Origin of the sequence: Devosia elaeis (assembly GCF_001650025.1) — a bacterium.
Taxonomy (GTDB): domain Bacteria; phylum Pseudomonadota; class Alphaproteobacteria; order Rhizobiales; family Devosiaceae; genus Devosia; species Devosia elaeis.
Genome location: NZ_LVVY01000001.1, coordinates 51,902 through 76,256, shown reverse-complemented (window position 1 = coordinate 76,256; position 24,355 = coordinate 51,902). Strand labels below are relative to the sequence as shown.

Genomic DNA, 24,355 nt, shown 5'->3' with positions numbered 1-24,355 from the left:
CATGACCGCTTCTGCCGCCCATGACGCCTATATCGCTGCGGCGCCCGACGCGCTGCGGCCGCTGCTGATCCATCTCCGCGCCCGGCTCGCGCAGGCGCTTCCCGACGCCGATGAAATCATGCGCTACGACATGCCGGGCTTCGCCTCCGCAGGCCAGGTCATCGCCGCCTACGCCGCCTTCAGCAAGCAATGCGGTCTCTATGTCGCCAAGGGTGCCATCAGCGCCCATGCGGACGACATCGCCGCCGCCGGGCTCAAACCTACCAAAACCGGCGTCACCTTCTCGCCGGGCCGCCCCCTCCCGGACCATCTCATCGCCGCACTCGCCCTGGCCTCACGCCGGGACCTGGGCGTCTGAGCGGGCCGATATAGCCGGGCCATGGCCGGCCGGTCGGAAGTTGCGGCAAAGTAAACGTCGCGCCGAAAACCGCATATGAGCGCCGGAGTGATTGTTAAATCTTGCATGGTGTATTCGCCCCATTGCCGTTTGGGGGAACATATCATGCAAAAGCAATCGCTTGCTGGCGTCGAGAACTGCCGCAAGAGGGCCGGTTCAGTGAAGAACAGGTTCATCCTTGTTGCGGCAGCTTGCCTGCTGGCGGCGCCCGCGGCCGCGCAAACCTATGATCCGGTGGACTGGGTTGAAACCGATCCTGCCGGCGAGCGGGCCCTGGCCTTGTTCCCGGAGAATGCGGCGGCGCTCGCAATGGATCGGGGGCGGCCGCACCATGTCTACCTTGCCGACATCGACTATCCTGCCGGTCCGTTGACCTTCGCGATGTGGGTCGGCCCAGGCGTCTGCGGCATGAACAATTGCGGGCTCAGGATTTTCGACGACAGCGACCGCTACCTGGGCGGTGCCGAGGTCTGCGACCAGCCGGGGGCCATCGAGATCGACCCGACCGCCCAATTCGTGCGCCTGTGCTCCGATACGGCGCGGGCTGTGGCCGATCTGTTCTGGGCCTATTCGCCGCCCACCGCCACCAATAGCCTCGGGCAATGGCAATCGCAGGACGAGCGCTATCTCTATCACAACGGCTCGCGCATGCTCGTCTCGCCGGCCGAGGGCACGATTCGCTACGATCGGGTGCGCGACGGGCTGCGGGGCGTCATCGCGGACGGCACGGTCCTGTTCCAGGGCGAGCCATGGCAGCCGGGCGGCGCTTTCCAGGGCATTGCCTATACTTTCCGCAAAGGCTGCGATCCGGCGCCCTATGAAGTCGTCGCCGGATATGAAGGCTTCCAGGAAATCCTCACCCTGCGCGGCGAGGCGCCGGTGCGGATCGAGGGCGGCTGCGCCGTGGCGCGCTATACCGCCGACAGCGGCAATGCCGTCCTGATATTCGATCCCACATTCGACTGACCCCGGGCGCTATCGCCAGTGCCGGACATGTTCGATCAGCGCCCGCAGCTTGGGCGCCATGTTGCGGCGCTGGGGGAAATAGAGGAAAAATCCCGGAAAGGGCGGCAGGAATTCGCCCAATAGCGGCACGAGCGCGCCCGTTTCCACGAAGGGGCGGAAGGCGTCCTCCGGTGCGAAGGTTATGCCACCCCCGGCAAGCGCCGTCCGGATCATTAGGCGCAGGTCATTGGTGGTGATCTGCGGTTCCACCGCCACGTCGAACGGTACCCCACCTTCCGCGAATTCCCACCGATAGGGCGCGACATCGGGCGCCGGCCGCCAGCCGATGCAGCGATGATGCACGAGCTCGCGCGGGTGCCGCGGCGCGCCGTGGCGCTCCAGATAGGCCGGCGCGGCCACCACCATTTCCCGCTGCGCGCCCGTCAGCGGCACGGCGATCATGTCCTGCTCGATCACCTCGCCCAGCCGGACGCCGGCATCGTAACCGGCGGCGACGATGTCGAATTCCTCATCCGTCACCGTGACGTCGACGACGATGCCCGGATGGGCGGCCGCGAAGGAGGCGATGAGCGGCCCCGAGAGGAAGCGCTCGGCGATCGAGGTCGCCGCGATCCGCAGCAGCCCATGCGGCGCGCTTTCCCCGGCCACGCCCTCCAGCGCCGCCTCGATATCCGAAAGCGGTCGCGACAGGGCCTCGCGCAGGCGTTCGCCGGCTTCCGTAAGGCGCACCGAACGCGTCGTGCGCATCACCAGCGCCGTGCCGAAACTGTCCTCGAGCCGCCTGATGCCCTGGCTCACGGCCGAGCGCGTCACGCCCAGCCGGTCGGCGGCGGCGCGGAAATTATGCGCCTCAGCAACGGCGAGGAACAGCGGCAACAGGTTCAGGTCGATCTTCATTGTCCAGTATTGCTAACCAGCAAGTCCAGCAGAAGACAGATACCATCACCACTCGCCGGAATCCATCCTGGCTCCGACATCACAGCGGAGCATGACATGGACAAGATCATTCTGATCACGGGCGCCTCCAGCGGCATTGGCGCCGGGATTGCCAGGGAATTGGGCGACGCCGGCGCAAGGCTGCTGCTGGGCGCCCGCCGGCTGGACCGCATCGAAGCCCTCGCCGCCGAAATCCGCGCTGCCGGCGGCCAGGCCGAAGCCCGCGCGCTCGACGTCACCGATCGCCTCTCGATGGCCGCTTTCGTGCAGGCGGCGCTCGACATCTGGGGCCGCATCGACGTTCTCGTCAACAATGCCGGAATCATGCCGCTCTCCCCGCTCGCCGCCGGCAAGCAGGACGAATGGGAGCGCATGGTCGACGTCAATATCAAGGGCGTGCTCTGGGGCATCGGCGCCGTGCTCCCGGTCATGGAGGCGCAGGGCAGGGGGCAGATCATCAATATCGGCTCCATCGGCGCCCTGTCGGTCGTGCCCAGCGCCGCCGTCTATTGCGCCACCAAATTCGCCGTCCGCGCCATTTCGGACGGGCTGCGCCAGGAAAGCACCAATATCCGCGTCACCTGCATCAATCCCGGCGTCGTGGAAAGCGAGCTCGCCGCCACCATCACCCATGCCGAAACCATGGCCGCCATGGCCGCCTATCGCGCCATCGCGCTTCAGCCCGCCGACATTGCCCGCGCCGTCCGGCAGGTCATCGAAGCCCCCGCCGGCGTGGACACGACCGAAATCACCATCCGCCCGACGGCACCGGCCAATTGACCCGGCGAAGGTCCGTAACGCCCCCGACAATGCACGAACGAACCGAGGAGACCGACAATGCCGCCAGCCCTTAAAATCCTGATCGCCGCCACGCTATTGCTCCAGCCCGCCTTTGCCGAGGAAGAACCGATGCCAGCCAATCACCCCTATATCGGCCTCTGGGTCACCGCGGACGGCCATATCCGCCACGAACTCCTGCCCAATGGCCGCTATGTCGAAGCCCGTGGCACCCGCGAGCGCGCCTATCAGGGCCGCTACGAGGTCACCGGCACCCATATCGAATATTGGGACGACACCGGCTTCACCGCCGACGGCGATTTCATCGACGACGTCCTGCACCACGCCGGCATGATCCTTTATCGCCAGTAGGCCCCACCAAACCGCGCGCCGTTCAAACCTTCAAAGGATCAGGCTTCGGCCCCGGCATCGGCAAGAAAAAGCCCCGGCTGACGCCGGGGCCGAATTCGCGGCTCTGCCAGCCGATCAGTTGTTGGCGAGCAAGGCGCCCGCCGCCGCGCCGCCCGCGCCGCCGATCACCGCGCCGGTGTAGCCGCCAACAGCACCACCCACCAGGGCGCCACCGGCACCACCGATTGCCGCGCCGGAGATCGTACGTTGCGTTGAGGTGCAGGCGCTCATCGACAGGGCAGCGACGACGACGAGTGCGACGGGAGCGATCTTCTTCATGTTTTTCCTCGGATATCGTGAGAATCGAAGATTAGCGCGCGGCCGACAATCGCAACAGGCCGACCATCTTCAAATTTTTCGTCCCATGCTGTGAGCGGCCGACAAACCGCCGGATGCATCGCTGGTCCGCTGTTTCCCCAAAGGGGGATGCAGGTGGGATAGCTGGCGCGCGAGCACTTGTGCGGCGCCAGACATGCCCCATGGCACCACGTGATAACCGACGCTTATCACGTAATGGCGATTCATGATCGACAGCAACAACTTAGCCGAGTCCAATCAGAATTTGATAATATGAAGTGCGATATGGTTGACGGGCTAGATCAATTGGACCTTGGGGGGCTCCTATGGACAAGACCACTATCTCCGGCCACGACATTCTGACGAAGTCAGGCACGATCGAGTCGGTGGGGAACGCCAACGTAACATCGCATTATTCGGATTTCGCGGCGGTAAACTTTACCGATGGCGAGGCTATCCGTCACCGCGTTCTGGCGGAGGGCGCGATCAGCGGCCTGGTGAGCCCGGATACGTCCGGCCGCTTCTTCTTCGCACCGTGGGGCAATAAGCGCGTTTTGCTAGCTGTTGATCTGGACGGACGAGGACGCCGCACCGCCGATCCGCGCTACTTCTCTCGAGCGAGGAATGTAAGCATCTGCCTTTTCGTCGCGTGCCTTCCGTTCCTGGGCCTGTTTGCGCTTTCCCTGGCATTCGGCGCGATCGGTGTCGTGATCACGGGTGTTGCCCTGCTCATAGCCATCCAGCCCCTTCGCCAAGCAGTGGTGTTTGGCCGGATGGCGAAGATGATCGAGGCCCTCGACAAGGACCGTCAGGTGCAGGTCGTCCCCGAAGCGGTCGGCCCCGTCGTCGTGTAAGCACTCGGGAGCACGCCATAAGTCGAAATCTCCCAACAACCGAAGTGGACAGCCTTTAGCTTCGGATAGCACATATTGCTGAAATAACCCGCGTCACATCGTGATAATCGACGCTTATCACGATGTGACCCTGTTGGCCTGCCTTGCCTAAAATGCGCCGGAAAACTAAGTAGATAGGTAAGAAGTTCCCAATAGAATCCCCATGTCAGTCAGTTATGGGGGTACCATGAAAACTACCGAGTTGAGCGGGCATAAAGTCCAGGTCAAGCGCGGAACAGTCGAAACGATCGGCAACGAAATTGTAGCCGGCGATTCTTCCACGTTCGCCGGCCTGACGTTCACGGACGGTGAAACGGTGCGGCGGACCATAATGGTCGAAAGTAGCATCGTTCCGTATCTCAGCCCCGGTACGACGGGCACTTTCGTGTTCGCGGACGGCCCGGCCGGCAGGGCTTTTGTTGTTGCAGTAGACGTTGAGGGACGGGGCCTTAGAGTAGCCGATGCGAGACCGTTTCAGAAAGCCCGAAATGGCGGTGTACTCCCGGTGGCCGGGGTTCTGGGAATCACCGTCTTTATTGCCTTTGGAGCTGTCATAGTTCCGTTGATGGCCCCGCTCGCTTTGATCCCGGCAGGTTTTTCGATAAAGGGCATATTCACCCTTACCGGGCTGTCGAAGCTTATCTCGATCATCAAAATCGTGGATCGGACACGTCACGTACCTGATGCAGACCGCATTCAGGGCACGCTCGCCGCGGCATGATTGGCCAAGGCTTGGAATTACAATCCTTGGGCATCCTGCCCCCGCTGTCTGGCTTTCCGGAAGCTGGCTACGCGGCCATGCGCTCCACGACGGAGGCCAGACGGCGGCTTCGTTCGGCATGTCGGCCTCCTGGCCTCTAGCCTCGGTCCTTTCGCGAATGGCCTTGATCGCAGCCGGAACGTAGATCATCACGCGACCAATGTGTGCGGCGTGGTGGGTGATGGTGAGGCCGGACATGTACCACCCGCTTGTACCAGCGGTAGGCTTACAAGCCCTTGATCTAGCTGAATTTCTGGAAATCTTACGCCCTTTGAGGGCAATGGCGGAGAGGAAGGGATTCGAACCCTCGAGACCGTTCCCGATCTGCACCCTTAGCAGGGGTGTGCCTTCGACCACTCGGCCACCTCTCCGGCGGGGTCGGGTCTAGCGGGACCCTCTCGGGATGGCAAGTGCTTTTTGTGCTTTCCCCGGCCGCCTGCCGCCGGGGCGCCGTGGGCAAGACATTTCTAAGCATAAAATGCGCCAGGTCTGGATCATCGGGGCGGCGCGCTTGCCGCATAAGGGGCAGGTAAGGGATTGTCGCTAGTCGTGATCCCTTGTTCCGCGCCGCTTCAGGTGTTCCGTGCTCGATTTCTTTCTCGTTCGCCATGATCTGCCCTTCGTCCTCCTGGCGGCCCTGGTCTGCCTGATCGCGTCGCATGCCTGTATCGGCCTGATGCATCATGCCCGCCAGGCCGATGGCCGCATGCGCTATGTCTGGAACGGGGTCTCCGCGCTCGCCGTCGGCCTGGGCATATGGGCCACCCATTTCATCGCCGTCCTGGCCTTCCGGCCCGGTTTCGCGCTGTCCTACGATCCGGGCGTCACGGCCCTGTCGCTGCTGATCGCCATCCTGGTCTGCGGCGGGGGCATCGGCCTCGCCGTGCACAGCAAGGGGCGGCTCGATCGCGTCCTGGGCGGCGCCACTGTCGGCGTCGGCATTTCCACCATGCATTATACCGGCATTGCCGCGCTGATGCTGGAAGGCGACATTGCCTGGCAATCGGGCGCAGTCACCCTGTCGGTCCTGGCTGGTATCGTGCTGTCGGCCCTGGCCTTCGCCGTCACCCTGCGCCCGGGCTGGCGCTGGAGCCTGGCGGCCGCGGGCCTTCTCACCGCCGCCATCTGCGCCATGCATTTCACCGCCATGGCCGCCGCCGATTTCAGCAAGTGCCTGCCCATGAGCGGCGGCGCCGATATCGATGCCGGCCTGATGGCGCTCGCCGTGGCGCTCATTTCCATCCTGGTCCTGGCCGCCGCCATCGGCAGCCTGGTGCTGGACGAGGCCGATCGCCGCCGCACCGCGCGCGAAATGGCGCGCCGCGCCGAGGATGCGGCCCGCCTGGCCGAAGCCAATGAACGGCTCAACCTGGCGCTGACCCATATGGGGCAGGGGCTGGCCCTGTTCGGCGCCAACGGCGCCCTGCAATTGCACAATGAGCGCCTGTCCGAGCTGCTCGGCCTGTCCCAGGGGCAGGCCCTGGCCGGCGCCGGGCTCGAGGAAATCCTCCGGCGCAGCTTTATGGCCCTGGGCGCCGCCGCGCCCGAAGCCGCCCGCCGGGCCGGTGAGCTCGCGGCCCAATATCACCAATTGATCGAGGCGGGTGGCGGCGAGGTGGTGCAGCCCGTCTCCGACGATCGCGCCTTCCGCGTCCGCCATAGCCCGGCCGGCAATGGCGCCTGGATCACCACGGTGGAAGACATTTCCGAGAGCCGGCGCAATGCGGCGGCCATCGCCCATCTGGCCCATCACGATCCGCTCACCGGCCTGCCCAATCGCATTCGCTTCGACGAAATCCTCGCCGTCGAGCTCGCGGCCCTGGGCGATGGCGAAACCCGGTTGGCCGTCGTGGCGCTCGATCTCGATCGTTTCAAGGACATCAATGACGGCTATGGCCACGCCGCCGGCGATCATGTGCTGCAGCAATTGGCCGCCCGCTTCGGTGCGCTCCTCAAGGAGGGGGAGATCGTGGCCAGGCTCGGCGGCGACGAATTCACCGCGCTCAAGTCCTTTTCCAGCATGCATGCCCTGCGCGATTTCCTGGCCCGCATCGAGGAGGCTGTCGGCACGCGCATCGCCTATGGCGGCAATATGCTGGCTATCGGCGGCAGTATCGGGGTGGCCATCGCGCCCGATGACGGGCTCGACAGCTCGAAACTGCTCAACAATGCCGATCTGGCGCTTTATCGCGCCAAGGCCGAGCTCGACCGCCATGTCTGCTATTACGAACAGGAAATGGACGAGGCCGCCCGCCAGCGCCGCGCCATGGGCAAGGATCTCTGGCAGGCCGTGGAAAACGGCGATTTCCACCTCGTCTTTCAGGTGCAGAAATCCGTCACCACCGATGCGGTCACCGGCTACGAGGTGCTGCTGCGCTGGGATCGGCCCGGCCATGGCATGGTGCCGCCGAGCGAATTCATCCCCGTGGCCGAGGAATGCGGCGCCATCAACGCCATCGGCGCCTGGGTCCTGCACCATGCCTGCCGCGAGGCCGCCACCTGGCCCGAGCCGCACAAGATCGCCGTCAATGTCTCCGGCCTGCAATTGGCGCAGCTCGAACTGGTCGACCTGGTCAAGATGGTGCTGGACGAAAGCGGCCTGGCGCCGTCGCGGCTGGAGCTCGAAGTCACCGAAACCGCCATCATCGCCGATCGCAAGCGGGCGCTGGCCGTGCTCAACGCCATCAAGGCGCTGGGCGTCTCCATCGCCATCGACGATTTCGGCACCGGCTATTCCTCGCTCGATACCCTGCGCAGCTTCCCGTTCGACAAGATCAAGCTCGATCGCTCCTTCATGGTCGAGGTCGGGCGCGACGACCAGGCCAAGGCCATTGTCCGCGCCATCCTGGCGCTGGGCAAAAGCCTTTCGATCCCGGTCCTCGCCGAGGGGGTGGAAACGGTCGAGCAGATGGATGTGCTGCGCGCCGAAGGCTGTACGGAAGCCCAGGGCTTTCTGCTCGGCCGGCCCGGCCGCATCGACTGGACCGCGATGCCGGGACGGCTGCTCATGGCCTGATCGGGGGGAGGGGCGGCGGCCGGCGCATTCATGGCGGAACGGGCCGGCCTGTCACCGCGTGGGTCAGAGGCCCCGGGCCACGTCTTCCAATTGCGCGGCGCAAAGGCCCCAGCCTTCGTGGAAGCCCATCTTTTCATGGTTCTCCCGATCCTCGACGGTCCAGTGGCGGGCAATGGCCGTGTAGCGGGTTTTGCCGTTTTCCGGCTCGAAGGTCAGGATGCAGGTGAAGAACGGCTTTTCCGAGGGCACCCAATCGCCGGTATAGGCATCGGTAAACACCAGCTTACGGTTCGGCACCACTTCGAGATATTGGCCGGGATTGGGATATTCGGTGCCGTTCTCGTCGGCCATCACCACCAGCGAGGCGCCGCCGGGCCGGACATCGATCGTCGCGCGCGGCACGCTCCAGGGCTTGGGCGCGAACCATTTCGGCAACAAGGCCGGGTCGGTCCAGCAGCGATAGACCGCCTCGGGCGAGGCGTCGATCAGGCGGGTCAGAACCAGGTCGCGGTTCGGGTCGGTTGCGGCAGCATTGGTCATGATGATCTCCTGGGATTTGGATGGGCCGTCATCCAGGCGACGAAGCATCCCGCGCCCCTTCGACATTTTGCCGCCGATTTTTTTAAATGCTTCCGGGCGGTCGTCGCCGGGGCGTCCTTTTCCGCGCAAGTGCACCGCTCGGTGTTAACAGTCTGCTCACCAATTCGTCCCATGCGTCACGATTGCCGCACGCCGCGCAGGCCATCCAGCGCCGGCCGCAGATAGCCGCCATTTTGCGCCAGCAGCGCCTCGGCCTCCGCCGTCCCGGCGCCCGCCGCGATCAGCACCGCCGCCTTCACCGCGCCCCCGCTCAGCTCCAGCGCCCGGCCCGCAATCCCCGCGTCCACCTCGGCGATGGCCGCCACCATGCCGCGCGCCCTGCCGCGCAATTTCTCGTTATCCGCCAAGAGGTTGACCATGAAACCATCATGCACGTGCCCCAGCCGGATCGCCATCAGCGTCGACAGCATATTGAGCGCGATCTTCTGCGCCGTCCCCGCGCCCATGCGCGTCGATCCCGCGATCACCTCCGGCGGCGTCGGCAGCAGCACCGCAATGTCGGCCAGCTCGAACAAAGCCGCGCCGGCATTATTGGCAATCCCGACCACGCCCGCGCCCGCCGCCTTGCCCGCCCGCGCCGCCTCGAGCGGGTAGGGCGTCTGTCCGCTCGCCGTGAGCACGATCACGCAATCCGCCGGGCCCGGATCGAGCTCCAGCATGGCCTGCCGCCCTGCCGCGCCGTCGTCCTCGGGCCCGCCCTTCATGTCCACCAGCGCGTCCATGCCCCCGGCCAGCAGCACCACGATCCGCTCGCGGGAAATGCCATAGGTTCCGGGCAATTCCAGCGCATCCGCCAGCGCCATCAGCCCCGAACTGCCTGCCGCCACATAGATCAGCCTGCCGCCCTCCTGCAGGCTTTTCGCCGCCCGTCCGGCCGCCTGCGCCAAGGCCGGCACCGCCTCGCGCGCCGACGCGGCGGCCTCCGCCTGGCCCCGCGCCAGCAGGTTCAGGATGTCGGCATCGCCGCGCAGGTCCAGTCCTCTTGCCGCGCCATGGCGCTTCTCGGTCTGCTTTTCTGTCATTGGGCCTCCCGTTCCCGCGATAATGCCAAAAAAATACCACTTGTCCATATCGGCGGCACTCTGCATAAGAGCGTGCACCACAATCCGTTCGCGTAGCCGGATCGTGACCGAAAGGCTGCGACCAGATTGCGCTTGGTGAATGGTATTTTATTGGTATTGTGCAGCCGGCGGCCATTGCCGCAACCTGATCTGATGAGCGCCTCGGAACGCCAACGGAGGAATGTGTGACCGACCGGTCCGGGAATATCTTTGGCGATGGTCCCCTGGTCCTGCCGGCGGGCGGGCCGCTCTATCTCCAGCTCAAGCGCTGGATCGAGGATGCCATAAAGCGCGGCACGATCAAGCCCGGCGATGCGTTGCCCTCCGAGCGCGACCTCGCCCAGCGCGCCGATGTCTCCCGCGTCACCGTCCGCAAGGCGGTGCAGCATCTGGTTCAGGACGGCGTCCTTCTGCAACGCCATGGCTCGGGCACGTTCGTCGCGCCCGAAACGCAGCGCGTCGAGCAGTCGCTGTCCCAGCTCACCTCCTTCACCGAGGACATGGCCCGCCGCGGCATGTCGGTCCGCGCCGAATGGCTGGATCGCGGTCTTTATGCCGCCTCGCCCGAGGAGACGATCATTCTCGGCCTGGCTTCGGGCGAGCGCGTGGCGCGCATTTCGCGCCTCCGCCTCAGCGATGACATGCCCCTGGCCATCGAGCGCGCCAGCCTCGCCTCGAGCGTCCTGCCCGATCCGGGCGCCATTGCCGATTCCCTCTACAAATATCTCGAAAAGTTCGGCACCCGCCCGGTCCGCGCCATTCAGCGGATTCGCGCCGCCAATATATCGGAGGACGATGCCCATCTGCTCCGCGTGCCGGCCGGTTCGGCGGGGCTCCATATCGAACGCATCTCCTATCTGGCGACCGGCCGCGTCATCGAATTCACCCGCTCCATCTATCGGGGCGATACCTACGATTTCGTCGCCGAGCTGCGGCTGGGCGACCCTAGTGCCGGAGCCAAGTCATGAGCGCTCAAACCCACATGCGTCAGGAAGTCGACCAGATCCCCGATGTGGTCGCCGGGTTCCTCGCCGCCTCGCGGCCCGTTCTCGAAGATGCGTCCGCTCGCCTGCGGGCGCTTGATCCTGCCGTGCTGGTCACGGTGGCGCGCGGTTCCTCCGATCATGCCGCGACCTATCTCAAATATGCCGTCGAGCTCACTTTGGGGCTGCCCGTGGCGTCGGTCGGCCCCTCCATCGCCTCCATCTATGGGCGGGATCTGAAGCTGGCGCGGGCTGCCGCCATCGCCATTTCCCAATCGGGCAAGAGCCCCGATATCGTCGGCATGGCGCAGTCTGCCCGGCGCAGCGGGGCGGCGACCATTGCCATAACCAATACGATGGGGTCGCCCCTGGCCGAGGCCAGCGATTACGCCATCGACCTCCATGCCGGTGTCGAGAAGAGCGTTGCCGCGACCAAGACCTTCGTAACCTCCGTGGTGGCCGGGCTTGCCCTGCTGGCCCGGTGGAGCGGCGATGCCGACCTGCTGCGGGCCGTCGAGGCGCTGCCTGACAGCCTCGGCAGGGCCGTCGCCTGCGATTGGTCGGACATGATTCCAGCCCTCGATGGCCATTCGGCGCTCTATGTCCTGGGGCGTGGCCCCGGCTTCGCCATCGCCAATGAGGCTGCCCTGAAATTCAAGGAAACCTGCGGCATCCAGGGCGAGTCCTACAGCGCCGCCGAAGTGATGCATGGTCCCGTTTCCATCGTGACCTCGGGCTATCCCGTGCTGGGCCTGGCCGCCCGCGATGCCGCCGAGGCCTCGGTGGCCGACATGGCCCACAAGCTGGCAGGGCAGGGCGCCCGCGCCTTTCTCACCAGCGATCGCCTCGGCGCCGCCACCCGCCTGCCTTTCGCGGCCACCGGCCATCCGATCACCGATCCCCTCACGCTCATCGTTTCCTTCTACGGATTCGTAGAGGCCCTGGCCCGCCACCGCGGCCTCAATCCCGATGAGCCCCCCATGCTGCGCAAGGTCACGGAAACCCTATGAGCGACCTCCTCGCGATTACCGGCGCCCGCATCTTCGATGGTGCCGATTGGCACGACGATGCCGTCCTGCTCATCGAATTCGGCTTCGTTTGCGGCCTCGTCCGGCGCGATGCCATTCCCGCCCATGCCGGCCGCACCGAGCTGGATGGCGGCATGATCGTGCCCGGCTTCATCGATCTTCAGGTCAATGGCGGCGGCGGCGTGCTCTTCAACAATGCGCCGACGCTCGATTCCATCCGCACGATCTGCCGCGCTCATACCCAGTTCGGCACCACCGCTCTACTGCCGACGCTGATCACCGACACGGTCGAGGTGAACGAGGCGGCGATCGCGGCCGGCATCGCCGCCCATGAACAGCGCGTGCCCGGTTTCCTGGGGCTGCATCTCGAAGGCCCGCACCTGGCCTTGTCCCGCAAGGGCACGCACGATCCCGCCCTGATCCGGCCGATGGACGACGCCGATCTCGCCCGCCTCACGCAAGCCGCCCTTTCATTGCCCAACCTGCTCTGCACCTTGGCCGTTGAATCGAGCAGTCCGCAGCAGATCGCCGCCCTGGCCGCTGCCGGCGCGGTGGTCAGCCTCGGCCACACCGATGCAAGCTATGCCGCCGCCGAAACCGCCTTCGCGGCGGGCGCGAGCATGGCGACGCACCTCTTCAATGCCATGAGCCAATTGGGCAATCGCGAGCCGGGCCTGGTCGGCGCTGTTCTGGACGCGGGACAGGTTTTTGCCGGCCTCATCGCCGATGGCATCCACGTGCATCCGGCCTCCATCGCTGTCGCCTTGCGCGCCAAGAAGCAGGACACGGGACGAATCTTCCTCGTCACCGATGCCATGTCGCAGACCGGCACGGATATCACCTCCTTTACCCTCAACGGCCGCACCATTGCCCGCGCCGATGGCGCGCTGCGCCTGGCCGACGGTACCCTGGCCGGCGCCGATCTCGATATGATCGACGCTGTCAATTTCATGATCGACACGATTGGTCTGCCGCCCGAAGAGGTCTTCCGCATGGCTGCCCTCTATCCGGCCCAGGCCATGGGCATCGCGGAAACTCACGGCCATCTTCGCCCCCGGGCGCAGGCCAGCTTCGTGCACCTGTCCGATACGCGTCAGGTCCGGTCGACCTGGATAAGCGGTGAGGCGGTGTGGAAGGCGGGCGGATAGGCTCGCTTTTATCCCCGCCCGATATAGGGCATGTTCGTCGCCATCACGGTCATGAACTGCACATTGGCCGATAGCGGCAGGCCGGCCACATAGAGAACGGCGTCCACCACATGGGCGACGTCGAATGTCGGCTCCGGCATCATCGTGCCATTGGCCTGCAGAGAGCCTGAATTCATGTCGCTGGTCATGTCGGTTGCGGCGTTGCCGATATCGATCTGTCCGCAGGCGATGTTGAACGCCCGCCCGTCGAGGGAAATGGCCTTGGTGAGGCCGGTAATGGCGTGCTTGGTGGTGGTATAGGAGGCGGCCTGCGGCCGGGGCACATAGGCCGAGATCGATCCGTTATTGATGATGCGGCCCCCTTGCGGGCTTTGCGCCCGCATCATCCGGAACGCGGCCCGGGCCACGTAGAAGGCGCCGTTGAGATTGGTATCGACCATTTCCTGCCAGGTCTCGATATCCAGGTCGCCAAAGGACGTTGCCGGGGCGAAACGGCCGGCATTGTTGAAAACCAGGTCCAGCCGGCCATGCCGCTCCTCTATATCGGCGAAGAGGGCGGTCACCGCCTGCGGGGCGGTGACGTCGCAGACCACGCCATCGATTCCATCCTGTTCGGCCAGCGCCGCCAGCCTGTCGGCCCGCCTGCCGCAGGCCACCACCCTCCAGCCGGCCTTGCGCAAGCCCGTGGCCACGGCCTGTCCAATGCCCGACGTGGCCCCCGTCACCAGGGCAATATTGGCCTCGCTCATACCGCTCTCCATATTTCCACCATCTCGCCGCCATGCTTGCGGCAGGCCGGTTAAATCACCGCTAACCATGTATATCCGGGCCGCATCGCCCGCATTGCCCTTAATTTTAAGGATTTCTTTAATCCGGTTAACAGCTCGTTTCCGGCTGTGTGCTGAATCTGCAACAAGTGATGGGCAACCACATTGTGTCAGCGGCAAAACCTGCTCGCCGCGATTGCGTCAGCATTTTGCATGCGTAGAGTGGGTCTTGCGAATCCATGCATGGGATCGTTTGTCGGTCGCAACGCGACGGCAACACACAGCACCACGAATTGTGTGGTCGCGTTTCGACAAACCGCTGGGTAACCGGCACAAGAATGACTGACTTTGGAGGTCAACTAATGAAACTCAAGAGCCTTTTCCTCGGTTCTGTCGCTGCTGCCGGTCTCTCGACTGCTGGCTTCGCTGCCGATCTGGGTGTGCTCACCTCGCTGGACGTCTGCGACTCGCTGGGTATTTCCGGCCTGACCATCTCGTCCTCGGACAACTGCCTCGCCCTGTCGGGCGGCGTTTCCTATGAATTCGGCTACGGCGAATTCCGCGATGAAGTGCCGGTTGCTCGTACCATCGATCCGCGTCAGGTTGCCGTTGGCGGCAGCGGTGAAGACTGGGATAGCCGTGTTATTTCCTGGGTCAAGGCCGTTGGCACTGCTTCCAGCGACTTTGGTCCCGCTTCGGCTACCATCAAGCTGAAGAGCGACTACCGCTACCGTACCCGCAATGGCGTTCAGGACCTTGCTGAAGACGGCAACTTCTTTGCTGACGAAGCCTTCGTGCAGATCGGCGACACCACGACCATCATGGCTGGTAAGAAGGGCTCGATCGCCAACCTCGGCGATGACGCTCCGTTCAACTATCTCGGTCTGTTCAACTCGTCTTCGCTCGACGGCAATGGCGTTGGTATCGATGCCGACACCGATTACCTCGGTGGTCACGTCATCCAGGTTGTCTCGCAGGTCGGCAACGGCCTGACGGTCGGTGTTGGTCTCGAAGCTCTGCAGCTTGGCCCCGCATTTGACGCGGCCTTCACCACCGACTCGCCCGGCACCCTGGTCGGCGTTGTCTCCTACGCTGGCGAAGGCATCACGGCTCACCTGACCGCTGCTGCTTTTGAAGTTCTGAGCGGCGACGTCGAGTCCTGGCTGATCCATGCCGGTGCCACCGGCACCTTCGATGCCTTCAAGGTCCGCGCTGCGGCTTCGTACTTCAACGACTCGCTGATCGGCGTGCCCGGCAAGCACCGCGGTGCTGACGTCTTCAACGGCCTCGTGTCCGTCGAAGGCAGTTTCGACCTGTTCACCCTCGCCCTTAGCGGTGAAGTGCAGAACGTCACCGACGGCCCGGTTGCCGATTTCACCGACTACGGCTTCGGTGGTTCGATTGGCGTGAACGTGACCGAAGGCGTTGCCATCAACCTCGGCGCTCGTTACTTCCGTGACGGTCTGCTCGATGAAGACACCGTTCAGGTCGCCGCTCAGGTGGTTGCCGCTGTCACCGAAACCCTCAAGGTTACCGGTGAGCTCGGTGGCTACTTCGGTAGCGCTATCGAGAACAATGCCGCCTTCACCAACGACAACATCATCTATGGTGCTGCCGAGCTGGCTTGGGCTCCGGGCGGTGGTTTCACCTCCTCGCTCCGCGGCGAAGTCAACAGCGAAGAGGCCTACAAGGTCACCTTCAAGGCTGCCAAGGAATTCAAGTAATCCTCGGATTACTGCTGAATTGGGAAAGGCCCGGCTCTGCCGGGCCTTTCTTTTTGGGCTTTGGCCGGGCAAGTGCTGCCGAACGTCCGATCAACTGCGCTCTCCTCCTCCAGCGCGCCATTTCTCTTTGTCCGGCAGCGCAAATCATCTACCCTTTGGAAAATTGCGGTTTTCCAATGGATTCGGGATGATCAGGGACCTCCTGAAATGGGTGGCGCCAATTGCGCTGACGATGTCTGTCGGCACCATGGCTGCACTGGCGATGAATATGCCGGCCGACAGGCCGGGGCAGGGTGGGGACGGATTCCCGGCCTTCGAGAGGCTTCCAGCGCCGAAATCGCTCAATGCGCCGAACCCGGTCCCTCATCTGGTCGAGATCGCCCAGACCGGCACGGCGCCCAATTCCGGCTCCATCGTGCAGCTTTCCCTGCCGCGCGTCAGTGATTATTGGGTGAGTGTCACCCGGCAAGCGGGCGGTATCCTGGTTTTCGATGGCTATGCGCCGGACCAGGCCACGCGCGACAGCTTCGCCGAACTGGCCGATGCCGACGTGAATTTCCTGAAATTGGGCGGCGGCGCTCCGGGCCATTATCGCGCAGGCGTCGAACTGGGCCTGGCTTTGTTGGCGCAGATGTCCGAGGGGCGCTTTACGCTCAACAGCGAGGGGCTCTCGGTCACCGGCATGGCCCGGGACCCAGCCGGCTATCGCGCCATAGAGACGCTGCTTGAGGATGTGCCGGCGGAAATTGCACTCGCCACCATGGATATCGGTGCGCCCGAAGGCATGGAGTCGGCAGACCCAGTCGAAGCGCCGGAAGCGCTACCCACCCCCGGGGCGACAGAGACAGTGCCCACGGAGGAAGCGACCGCAGCACCCGTCGAGGCCGAAGTCCCGGCGCCTACTCCCGAGACCGCACCTGCCGAGGCCGCATCAACCGTCGAATCCCCAGCGCCCGCGATCGATCCTGCCTATCATTTTTCCGCCTCACGCAATGCGCAGGGCGTCATCACCCTAGCTGGGCAGGTGCCCGCCGATGCCACGGCGCGCTATCTCGCCAGCCTGGCTAAAGCAGAACATGCGGATTTGGCCGTAACGCCCGGTGCACCCGACAATTTTGCCAACAATGCTCAGGCCGGCATGCGAGCGCTGCTGCAATTGCAGGACGGGCGCCTGCAATTCGACAAGGGCGCCTGGAGCCTTTCCGGCACGGCGCCGGGCGAAGCCGAAAAGGTCGCCATCGAAGCGGATCTGGCGGCGGCGGGCTCCTGGTCCCTCGCCATTGGCGTGCAGGTTCCGGTCGCCCTGTGCCAGGCGCGCCTCGCCGAGCTCTCCGCGCACAATGCCATCCTGTTCCAATCGGGAAATGCCGTCATCGCCGACAGCGCCAATGCCGAGCTCGACCTTTTCGCTGAAGCGCTGAAACTGTGCCCGCAATCGAAGATTTACGTGGAAGGCCACACCGATAGCGATGGCGATGATCGGCTGAACCTGGCGCTGTCCGTGGCGCGGGCCGAGGCGGTCGTCGATGCCCTGATCGCGCGCGGCGTGGATATGACCCGGCTCTATGCGGTCGGCTATGGCGAATCCCAGCCGGTGGCCGACAATGCCAGCGCCGAGGGCAAGCGGCAGAACCGGCGCATCGTCGTCACAGTGGATGCGCCAGCGGATTGAACCTGTTGCGCCGGCCCGGCCTCAGGCCGCCTGGCGCAGCTTGCCGGCCGCCGCCACGAAGGCCCAGACCGCCTCGGTCTCCGCACTCTGGTCGAACAGGGCAGGGGAGCCTTGTCCCGCGATCACCAGCGCCTGGGCATCCGGCCGCCGGCGCATCATTTCCTCAAAGGTTTCTCGCCGCACCTGGTCGGTCAATTGCGTGCGCAGCAGCAGCAATGGCGCGCAGGCGAGCGCGTCGTAAAGCGGCCATTGCGCCACCATAACATCGTCGAAGCTGAAATCCTTCAGCAACTCGATCAGCCCGGTATCGAACAGCGGATGCGGCCGTCCGCGCTTGTCGAAATAATGTGTGCGCAGCGCCAGCGCATCGAGAACGGCATCGGGCAATCCCGGATGATCGCCGCCCAGCATGCGGCGAAAGCCGGCGATCGCGTTCTGGCCGCGCAGGCCCGCTACATGGTTCAGATTGTTGCGCGAGCGCACGATGCCGCGCGAATCCGTCACCGGCCCTGCATCGAGCAGGATCGTGCCGCCGACCAGGAGCGGATGGGCCGCCGCGAGCGCCATGGCCACCTGTCCGCCATGTCCCTGCCCGAGCAGGATGGCCTTGCCGATGCCCAGCGCCGCCAGGATATCGGCTATGTCCGCGGCGTCGGCGAGCGAGTTGTAATCGGCGAGCCGCGCGCAGTCGTCGGCCCGTCCGCGGCCCGGCAAATCCACCAGCACCAGCGGCCAGTCGCCGGGGCCCATACGCCGGAAATGCTCGGCGAAGCCGCTGAAATCGCTCATATTGCGGTGATAGCCCGGGACGCAGACCAGCGGCATGCGGCCAGCCGCGAAGTCGCCGCGCAGATGCACCGCGGCGCGGCTGCGCGCGTCCCGGGTCAGGATGTGCCGTATGGGCAGGCCCGCAAAGGCGGGATGATCGTCCGGAACGGTTCTGGGGCGCTGGAACAAGGCAAACATGGCTCCATTTACCGATGCCGCAGCCAGTCTCACAAGGCGTTTCGCGCGCCTTGTGGCGCGCCGCCGATAAAAGTATGGTGCGGCCTGTTCGGCGCCCGCGCGCGCCGGGCCAATTCAACACCAATGCCGGCCAGCGCGCCGGCGTCCCAATTGAGGAATATCGACAAATGCTGCGAGGCTCGATCCCGGCTCTCATCACCCCCATGCGCAATGGGATCGTGGATGAGAAAGCCTTCGCCAGCTTCGTCGAATGGCAGATAGAGCAGGGCTCCCATGGCCTTGTGCCGGTTGGCACCACCGGCGAAAGCCCCACGGTCAGCCACGAGGAACACAATCGCGTCGTCGAGATTTGCGTCGAGGTGGCCAATGGCCGTGTCCCGGTCCTGGCGGGCGCGGGCTCCAATTCCACCGCCGAGGCGATCTCCCTGGCCCAGCATGCCGAAAAGTCCGGCGCCGACGCCGTCCTTTCGGTCGTGCCCTATTACAACAAGCCCAGCCAGGAAGGCCTGTTCCAGCATTTTTCCGCCGTGGCCAAGGCCGTCGGCATTCCCGTCATTCTCTATTCCGTGCCCGGCCGCACCGTCGCCGATCTGACGGTCGACACCATTGCGCGCCTGCACGAGGCCCATCCCAACATTATCGGCGTCAAAGACGCGACCGCCGATCTTGGCCGTGCCAGCCTACAACGCATCAAGCTGGGCCCCGATTTCATCCTGCTGTCGGGCGAGGACATCACCGCTCTCGGCTTCAACGCGCATGGCGGCAATGGCTGCATTTCGGTCACCGCCAATGTCGCGCCGCGCCTTTGCTCGCAGATGCAGGAGCTTTCCCTGGCCGGCGATTTCAAGGGCGCGCTCGCCATCCAGGACAAGCTGGTCTATCTGCACAAGGCCGTCTTTGTGGAGCCGAGCCCGGCTCCGGCCAAGTATGGCGCCAGCCGGCTCAACCTGTGCGCCAACGAATTGCGGCTGCCCCTGGTCCCCGCTACCCCGGCGGCCGAAGAGGCCATGGACTTTGCAATGCGCCACGCCGGCATTATCTAGACATAAACGTCCGGCATCAACGCTGATCGTCATTGCCCGGCCATTCTCGGTTTGCCCCGAGGACCGGGCAATCCTTTTGAATAGAATGGCGCCATGTCCAGCAAGAACGACAAGAACAAGAATGGATGGATCAGCCACGGCCTCGTGGCCGAGAACCGCCGCGCGCGCTTCGATTACGAAATCGGCGATACGCTGGAAGCCGGCATCGTGCTGACCGGCACGGAGGTGAAGTCGCTGCGCCTGGGCAAGGCCCAGATCACTGAATCCTATGCTTCCCCGGAAAATGGCGAGCTCTGGCTCATCAATGCGCATATTCCGGAATATCTGCAGGCAAACCGCTTCAATCACCAGGAGCGCCGCCCGCGCAAATTGCTTGTGTCCAAAAAGCAGTTGTCCAAGCTCGATCAGGAAGTCGCCCGCGCCGGCAACACCATCGTGCCGCTAAAACTCTTCTTCAACGATCACGGCAAGGCCAAGCTGCTGATCGGCATCGGCAAGGGCAAGAAGAATTTCGACAAGCGCGCCACCAGCCGCGACCGCGACTGGAACCGCGACAAGGCCCGCATCATGAAGGAAGGCGGACGCGGGTAATCTTCTTCACCTCTCCCTTGGGGGAGAGGTTGGCGCGGAGCGCCGGGTGAGGGGGCCTTTCGCCTAGGCCTCTGCCGGCCTTTGCGCCTGTGGCCGGCCCACGCTCTTGGCCAGGTCGGCCACGTCGAGAAAGAAATCCGCCTGCCGGCGCAGGTCGTCCGAAATCATCGGCGTCGAGGTGGTCAGCGTCGACACCACGGTCACCCGTTTGCCGCGCCGCTGCAAGGCCGCGACCAGGGCGGTAAAATCGCCGTCGCCGGAAAACAGCACCAAATGGTCGTAATAGGGCGCCAGTTCGAGGGCATCGACGGTCAGCTCGATATCCATATTGCCCTTCACCTTGCGCCGGCCCGTCGCATCGGTGAATTCCTTGGCCGGCTTGGTCACCACCGTATAGCCGTTATAATCGAGCCAATCGATCAGCGGGCGGATCGAGGAATATTCCTGGTCCTCCACCAGCGCGGTGTAATAATTGGCGCGCAGCAGATAGGCCTTGCTGCTGAATTCGGTGAGCAATTTGCGGTAGTCGATGTCCACGCCGACCGCCTTGGAGGCGGCGTAGAGATTGGCGCCGTCGATGAACAGGGCGATCTTCTCGCGCGGGTCGATGGCCATCGAAAAACTCCGTCAGGGCAGGCGAGCCTGCCATTGCAATGCGCCGCCGAAGCGGCCGGCCAGGAATGAATATCATCGAAAATTTGCTTAAGTTCGGTGTTCGCACATTTTCGCCGGACGAACAAGGCGGGTGCCTCCGTCCCTTTCCAGGGCGGTAAACCTTGCCAGCAGCGGCTGCATCGTGTATTGCGACCCTTCATCCCCCCTATTGTGGAGACGTTCGTGGCACGCGTCACCGTTGAAGACTGCATTGAAAAGGTCGATAACCGCTTCGACCTCGTCCTCATGGCCGCACATCGCGCGCGCATGATTTCCTCCGGCGCCCAGATCACCGTGCCGCGCGACAACGACAAGAATCCCGTCGTTGCCCTGCGTGAAATCGGCGATGGCACTATTTCGCCCGAGGATTTGCATGAGGACCTGATCCATTCGCTGCAGAAATATGTCGAGGTCGACGAACCCGAATCCAGCGCTGCCCCGCTCATCGAGAGCGCCGGCGACGACGATTCGATCAATTTCGACACGATCAGCGAAGAAGAGCTTCTGCGCGGCATCGAGAGCCTGGCTCCCCCGGAGCGCCGCGACGATTAATTTGCGTCGCCGCTCAATGCAATTATATGAAGAGCGTCCGGCATGCGTCGGGCGCTCTTTTCATTTCTGTTACAGGCGCTAAGCTCGTTTCCTCGAGCGAGCGGCTAAACCCATGATGCGTCAGTACGAACTCGTCGAACGCGTTCAGGCCTACAACCCGAACGCTGACGAGAATTTGTTGAACAAGGCCTATGTCTACGCCATGCAGAAGCATGGCTCGCAGAAGCGCGCCTCCGGCGACCCCTATTTCAACCATCCCCTCGAAGTCGCCGCCATCCTCACCGAGCTCAAGCTCGATGATGCCTCGATCGCCGTGGGGCTGTTGCATGACACCATCGAGGATACCGACGCCACCCGCGCCGAGATCGACCAGCTTTTCGGGCCCGAGATCGGCACCATTGTCGACGGCCTGACCAAGATCGAGCGCCTGAACCTGGTGTCCCGCGAGGAGGCCCAGGCCGAAAACCTGCGCAAGCTGCTGCTCGCCATCAGCCAGGACGTGCGCGTGCTGCTGGTCAAGCTGGCCGACCGCCTGCACAATATGCGCACCCTGCAATTCATGGCGCCCGAGAAGCAGCGCCGCATCGCGCAGGAGACCATGGATATCTATGCCCCGCTGGCCGGACGCATGGGTATGCAGGATATGCGCAACGAACTGGAAGATTTGTCCTTCCGCATTCTCCAGCCCGATCATTACCAGGCCATCATCGACCGCCTCGAGCAGATGCAGGCGGACAACCAGGAAACCATAGAGACCATCACCAGCGAATTGACCGAGCGCCTGGCCGATGCCGGCATCACCGCGCGGGTCAAGGCGCGGGTGAAGTCGCCCTATTCGATCTTCTCCAAGATCGAGCGCAAGTCGATTGCCCTCGAACAGCTCTCCGACATGATCGGCTTCCGCGTCGTCGTCGGTTCGGTGGAGCAATGCTATCGTACGGTCGGCCTCATCCATACCCAGTGGAAGGTCGTGCCCGGCCGCTTCAAGGACTATATCTCGGTCCCCAAGCACAACGATTACCAGTCGATCCACACCACCATTGTCGGGCCCGGCCGCCAGCGCGTCGAGCTGCAGATCCGCACCGAGGACATGGACCGCATCGCCGAATTCGGCATCGCCGCCCATGCGCTCTACAAGGATGGCGCCTCGGCCAATCTGGGCCGCATCGAGATGGAATCGCACGCCTATGGCTCGCTGCGGCAGACCATTTCCCACCTGACCTCCGGCATCGCCTCGGAGGATTTCCTCGAATATACCAAGCTTGAGCTCTTCCAGGACCAGGTCTTCTGCTTCACCCCGCGCGGGCGCCTTATCGCCCTGCCGCGCGGCGCGACCCCCATCGATTTCGCCTATGCCCTGCATACCGATATCGGCGACACCTGCGTCGGCGCCAAGATCAACGGCCTCATCCTGCCGCTTGTCACCCAATTGCGCTCGGGCGACGAGGTGGAAATCCTCCGCGATCAGAACCATCGGCCGCCCTCCAACTGGATCGGCATCGCCGCTACCGGCAAGGCCCGCGCCGCCATTCGCCGCGCCGTGCGCCAGGCCGCCGCGCAGCGTGCCTATGCCCTGGGCGAACACGTGCTCAACATGATGCTGGAGCGCGAAGGCGTCATGCTGGATGAGGCCGAAGCCAAGATGCTGGCCGAGGCGCTGGAACAGCCCAGCAAGCGCGAGCTGCTGATCGCCCTGGGCGAGGGCAAGGTCGGCTCCGAGCCGCTGGGCAATGCGCTCGCCCAGGTCAAGGGCCTGCGCAAGCGCCGCCGCAAGCTCGACCTGCCGGTGGCCGACACCGCCGATGGCTGGTTTGCCCTGCGCGCCACCGATCAGTTCCGTTTCCGCGTGCCGGGCGGCCAGCGCTCCGGCAATCAGGCCAAGGCCGCTTTGGCCCAGCTCGATTTCCACACCCCGGTCAATCTCTCCGGCGAAGGCGTCGTGCCAGGCGACCGGCTCGTGGGCATCCTGGAAGCCGGCATGCCGCTCACCGTCTATCCCATCCATTCCGATGCGCTGATCGCCAAGCATGACAGCGATGTCGCCTGGGTCGATGTGCGCTGGAACCTGGCTGGCAGGGAGGACAAGCTCTATTCGACCGTGATCTCCATGGAATCGGTCAACCGGCCCGGTTCGTTGGCGCAGATTTCCTCGGCCATCGCCGCCTGCGATGCCAATATCAACAATCTGGTCATGCGCATGATTTCGCCGGACTTCCACCAGATGATCTTCGAAATCGAGGTGCGCGATCTTGCGCAACTCACCGATGTCCTGCAAACGCTCAAGCGCAGCCCGGGGCTTTCCGCCGTCCAGCGGGCTGGCCTTCGAGAGGCCGGGATGATTTCCACTCTCGAATGGGACGGCAGGGTCGACAGGAGTTTGCGCGATGACGAGAGATGAGGTCCTGGATATCTTCCGCGAATGCGGCGCCATGTTGGAGGGGCATTTCATCCTTTCCTCGGGCCTGCGCTCGCCGATCTTCCTGCAGAAGGCCCGGGTATTCCAATATGCCCACCAGACCGAAAAGCTCTGCAAGGCCCTGGCCGAGCGCATCCGCGCCGAAGTACCCGGCGTCACCAAGGTCGTGTCCCCCGCCATCGGCGGCATCATTCCCGGCTACGAGACGGCCCGCCAGCTCGGCGTTCCGGCGCTCTATACCGAGCGTGTCGACGGCCAGTTCGAACTGCGCCGAGGCTTCGAGATCGCGCCCGATGACGTGGTCGTCGTGGTGGAAGACATTGTCTCCACCGGCCTCTCCATCCGCGAATGCGTCGCCGCCCTCCAGAAGATCGGCGCCAATGTCGCCGCTGCCGCCTGCCTCATCGACCGCTCCGCCGGCGAAGCCGAAGTCGGCGTGCCGCTGGTGAGCCTCATCGAATTCAAGGTCCCCGCCTATCCTGCAGATCAGCTCCCCCCCGAACTCGCCGCCATCCCGGCCGTAAAGCCCGGCAGCCGCGGCATTCAGGGGGTGAAGTGATCAATTTCGTTGCCACACACGCGATGCTCCCTTCTCCCCTTGTGGGAGAAGGTGCCCCGAAGGGGCGGATGAGGGGTGGGGACAGTGCGGTATTCCCCTCATCCGACGGCTTCGCCGCCACCTTCTCCCACAAGGGGA

24 protein-coding genes and 1 tRNA gene are annotated in these 24,355 nt (G+C 64.2%); 17 read left to right on the top strand and 8 right to left on the bottom strand.

The features are described 5' to 3' along the window. The first annotated feature begins 1 nt into the window (after position 1). Together A3840_RS00410 and A3840_RS00405 are read left to right on the top strand one after the other, a co-directional pair. Positions 2 to 358, top strand: a complete 357-nt coding sequence (locus A3840_RS00410) for an iron chaperone (RefSeq protein WP_067450165.1) — start codon at positions 2 to 4, stop codon at positions 356 to 358. Between the two features lie 144 nt (positions 359 to 502). Beyond that, complete coding sequence (locus tag A3840_RS00405; protein WP_067450162.1) at positions 503 to 1,363, top strand: hypothetical protein; 861 nt, start codon at positions 503 to 505, stop codon at positions 1,361 to 1,363. Positions 1,364 to 1,372: 9 nt separating this feature from the next. On the opposite strand, the gene A3840_RS00400 is transcribed toward A3840_RS00405, so the two are convergent. Then, positions 1,373 to 2,260, bottom strand: a complete 888-nt coding sequence (locus A3840_RS00400; RefSeq protein WP_067450159.1) for a LysR family transcriptional regulator — start codon at positions 2,258 to 2,260, stop codon at positions 1,373 to 1,375. A 96-nt stretch (positions 2,261 to 2,356) separates the two neighbouring features. Here A3840_RS00400 and A3840_RS00395 point away from each other — a divergent pair, with 96 nt between their 5' ends. Both A3840_RS00395 and A3840_RS00390 read left to right on the top strand, forming a co-directional pair. Then, positions 2,357 to 3,079, top strand: coding sequence for an SDR family oxidoreductase (locus A3840_RS00395; protein ID WP_067450156.1), 723 nt, complete (start codon positions 2,357 to 2,359; stop codon positions 3,077 to 3,079). A 57-nt stretch (positions 3,080 to 3,136) separates the two neighbouring features. After that, complete coding sequence (locus tag A3840_RS00390; protein WP_067450153.1) at positions 3,137 to 3,448, top strand: Atu4866 domain-containing protein; 312 nt, start codon at positions 3,137 to 3,139, stop codon at positions 3,446 to 3,448. Between the two features lie 114 nt (positions 3,449 to 3,562). Here A3840_RS00390 and A3840_RS00385 read toward each other — a convergent pair whose 3' ends face one another. Next, positions 3,563 to 3,766: a YMGG-like glycine zipper-containing protein gene (locus tag A3840_RS00385; RefSeq protein WP_067450150.1), complete on the bottom strand. Its 204-nt coding sequence runs from the start codon at positions 3,764 to 3,766 to the stop codon at positions 3,563 to 3,565. Between the two features lie 344 nt (positions 3,767 to 4,110). On the opposite strand from A3840_RS00385, the gene A3840_RS00380 reads away from it, so the two are divergent. Continuing rightward, positions 4,111 to 4,638, top strand: coding sequence for a hypothetical protein (locus A3840_RS00380; protein WP_067450147.1), 528 nt, complete (start codon positions 4,111 to 4,113; stop codon positions 4,636 to 4,638). A gap of 226 nt (positions 4,639 to 4,864) precedes the next feature. Then, the gene (locus tag A3840_RS00375; protein WP_067450144.1) at positions 4,865 to 5,398 is read left to right on the top strand and encodes a hypothetical protein; all 534 of its coding nucleotides are present in this window, start codon (positions 4,865 to 4,867) and stop codon (positions 5,396 to 5,398) included. 320 nt (positions 5,399 to 5,718) lie between these two features. Here A3840_RS00375 and A3840_RS00370 read toward each other — a convergent pair. Beyond that, a tRNA-Ser gene (locus A3840_RS00370) sits at positions 5,719 to 5,808 on the bottom strand. A 212-nt stretch (positions 5,809 to 6,020) separates the two neighbouring features. On the opposite strand from A3840_RS00370, the gene A3840_RS00365 reads away from it, so the two are divergent. Beyond that, entirely contained in the window at positions 6,021 to 8,453 is a 2,433-nt protein-coding gene (locus A3840_RS00365) for a bifunctional diguanylate cyclase/phosphodiesterase (protein WP_082903531.1), read from the top strand. Positions 8,454 to 8,516: 63 nt separating this feature from the next. Here A3840_RS00365 and A3840_RS00360 read toward each other — a convergent pair whose 3' ends face one another. After that, complete coding sequence (locus tag A3840_RS00360) at positions 8,517 to 8,993, bottom strand: SRPBCC family protein (RefSeq protein WP_067450381.1); 477 nt, start codon at positions 8,991 to 8,993, stop codon at positions 8,517 to 8,519. A gap of 176 nt (positions 8,994 to 9,169) precedes the next feature. Continuing rightward, on the bottom strand, positions 9,170 to 10,075 hold the full coding sequence (locus A3840_RS00355) for an N-acetylmuramic acid 6-phosphate etherase (RefSeq protein ID WP_067450141.1): 906 nt from the start codon (positions 10,073 to 10,075) through the stop codon (positions 9,170 to 9,172). A 224-nt stretch (positions 10,076 to 10,299) separates the two neighbouring features. Here A3840_RS00355 and A3840_RS00350 point away from each other — a divergent pair, with 224 nt between their 5' ends. The 3 genes from A3840_RS00350 to nagA are packed head-to-tail and all read left to right on the top strand — an operon-like array spanning position 10,300 to position 13,273. Next, on the top strand, positions 10,300 to 11,082 hold the full coding sequence (locus A3840_RS00350; protein WP_067450138.1) for a GntR family transcriptional regulator: 783 nt from the start codon (positions 10,300 to 10,302) through the stop codon (positions 11,080 to 11,082). Then, positions 11,079 to 12,107 carry an SIS domain-containing protein gene (locus tag A3840_RS00345; RefSeq protein WP_067450136.1) on the top strand — a complete coding sequence of 343 codons (1,029 nt, stop codon included), beginning with the start codon at positions 11,079 to 11,081 and terminating at the stop codon, positions 12,105 to 12,107. Before A3840_RS00350 ends, A3840_RS00345 begins: the two co-directional genes overlap by 4 nt. Further along, a complete protein-coding gene (nagA, locus tag A3840_RS00340; protein WP_067450133.1) occupies positions 12,104 to 13,273 on the top strand; it encodes an N-acetylglucosamine-6-phosphate deacetylase in 1,170 nt (389 codons plus the stop codon). Before A3840_RS00345 ends, nagA begins: the two co-directional genes overlap by 4 nt. An 8-nt stretch (positions 13,274 to 13,281) precedes the next feature. Here the strand turns inward: nagA and A3840_RS00335 are convergent, their stop codons facing one another. Beyond that, entirely contained in the window at positions 13,282 to 14,022 is a 741-nt protein-coding gene (locus tag A3840_RS00335) for an SDR family oxidoreductase (RefSeq protein ID WP_067450130.1), read from the bottom strand. Between the two features lie 380 nt (positions 14,023 to 14,402). Between A3840_RS00335 and A3840_RS19535 the strand changes: the two genes are divergently transcribed. Continuing rightward, entirely contained in the window at positions 14,403 to 15,764 is a 1,362-nt protein-coding gene (locus tag A3840_RS19535) for a hypothetical protein (RefSeq protein ID WP_067450126.1), read from the top strand. Positions 15,765 to 15,951: 187 nt separating this feature from the next. Then, complete coding sequence (locus tag A3840_RS00325; protein ID WP_067450123.1) at positions 15,952 to 17,436, top strand: OmpA family protein; 1,485 nt, start codon at positions 15,952 to 15,954, stop codon at positions 17,434 to 17,436. Between the two features lie 21 nt (positions 17,437 to 17,457). Here A3840_RS00325 and A3840_RS00320 read toward each other — a convergent pair whose 3' ends face one another. Beyond that, on the bottom strand, positions 17,458 to 18,402 hold the full coding sequence (locus tag A3840_RS00320) for an alpha/beta fold hydrolase (RefSeq protein WP_067450120.1): 945 nt from the start codon (positions 18,400 to 18,402) through the stop codon (positions 17,458 to 17,460). Positions 18,403 to 18,569: 167 nt separating this feature from the next. Between A3840_RS00320 and dapA the strand changes: the two genes are divergently transcribed. After that, positions 18,570 to 19,445 carry a 4-hydroxy-tetrahydrodipicolinate synthase gene (gene dapA, locus A3840_RS00315; protein ID WP_067450379.1) on the top strand — a complete coding sequence of 292 codons (876 nt, stop codon included), beginning with the start codon at positions 18,570 to 18,572 and terminating at the stop codon, positions 19,443 to 19,445. Positions 19,446 to 19,538: 93 nt separating this feature from the next. After that, a complete protein-coding gene (gene smpB / locus A3840_RS00310) occupies positions 19,539 to 20,036 on the top strand; it encodes an SsrA-binding protein SmpB (RefSeq protein ID WP_067450117.1) in 498 nt (165 codons plus the stop codon). 63 nt (positions 20,037 to 20,099) lie between these two features. Here the strand turns inward: smpB and A3840_RS00305 are convergent, their stop codons facing one another. Further along, complete coding sequence (locus A3840_RS00305) at positions 20,100 to 20,651, bottom strand: LabA-like NYN domain-containing protein (protein ID WP_067450114.1); 552 nt, start codon at positions 20,649 to 20,651, stop codon at positions 20,100 to 20,102. 222 nt (positions 20,652 to 20,873) lie between these two features. On the opposite strand from A3840_RS00305, the gene rpoZ reads away from it, so the two are divergent. The 3 genes from rpoZ to pyrE all read left to right on the top strand — a co-directional run bounded on the left by rpoZ (position 20,874) and on the right by pyrE (position 24,217). Next, a complete protein-coding gene (gene rpoZ / locus A3840_RS00300) occupies positions 20,874 to 21,242 on the top strand; it encodes a DNA-directed RNA polymerase subunit omega (RefSeq protein WP_067450376.1) in 369 nt (122 codons plus the stop codon). A gap of 112 nt (positions 21,243 to 21,354) precedes the next feature. Beyond that, complete coding sequence (locus A3840_RS00295) at positions 21,355 to 23,640, top strand: RelA/SpoT family protein (RefSeq protein ID WP_067450111.1); 2,286 nt, start codon at positions 21,355 to 21,357, stop codon at positions 23,638 to 23,640. Next, entirely contained in the window at positions 23,627 to 24,217 is a 591-nt protein-coding gene (gene pyrE / locus A3840_RS00290; RefSeq protein WP_067450108.1) for an orotate phosphoribosyltransferase, read from the top strand. The genes A3840_RS00295 and pyrE overlap by 14 nt, the downstream gene beginning before the upstream one ends. Positions 24,218 to 24,355 lie beyond the last annotated feature (138 nt).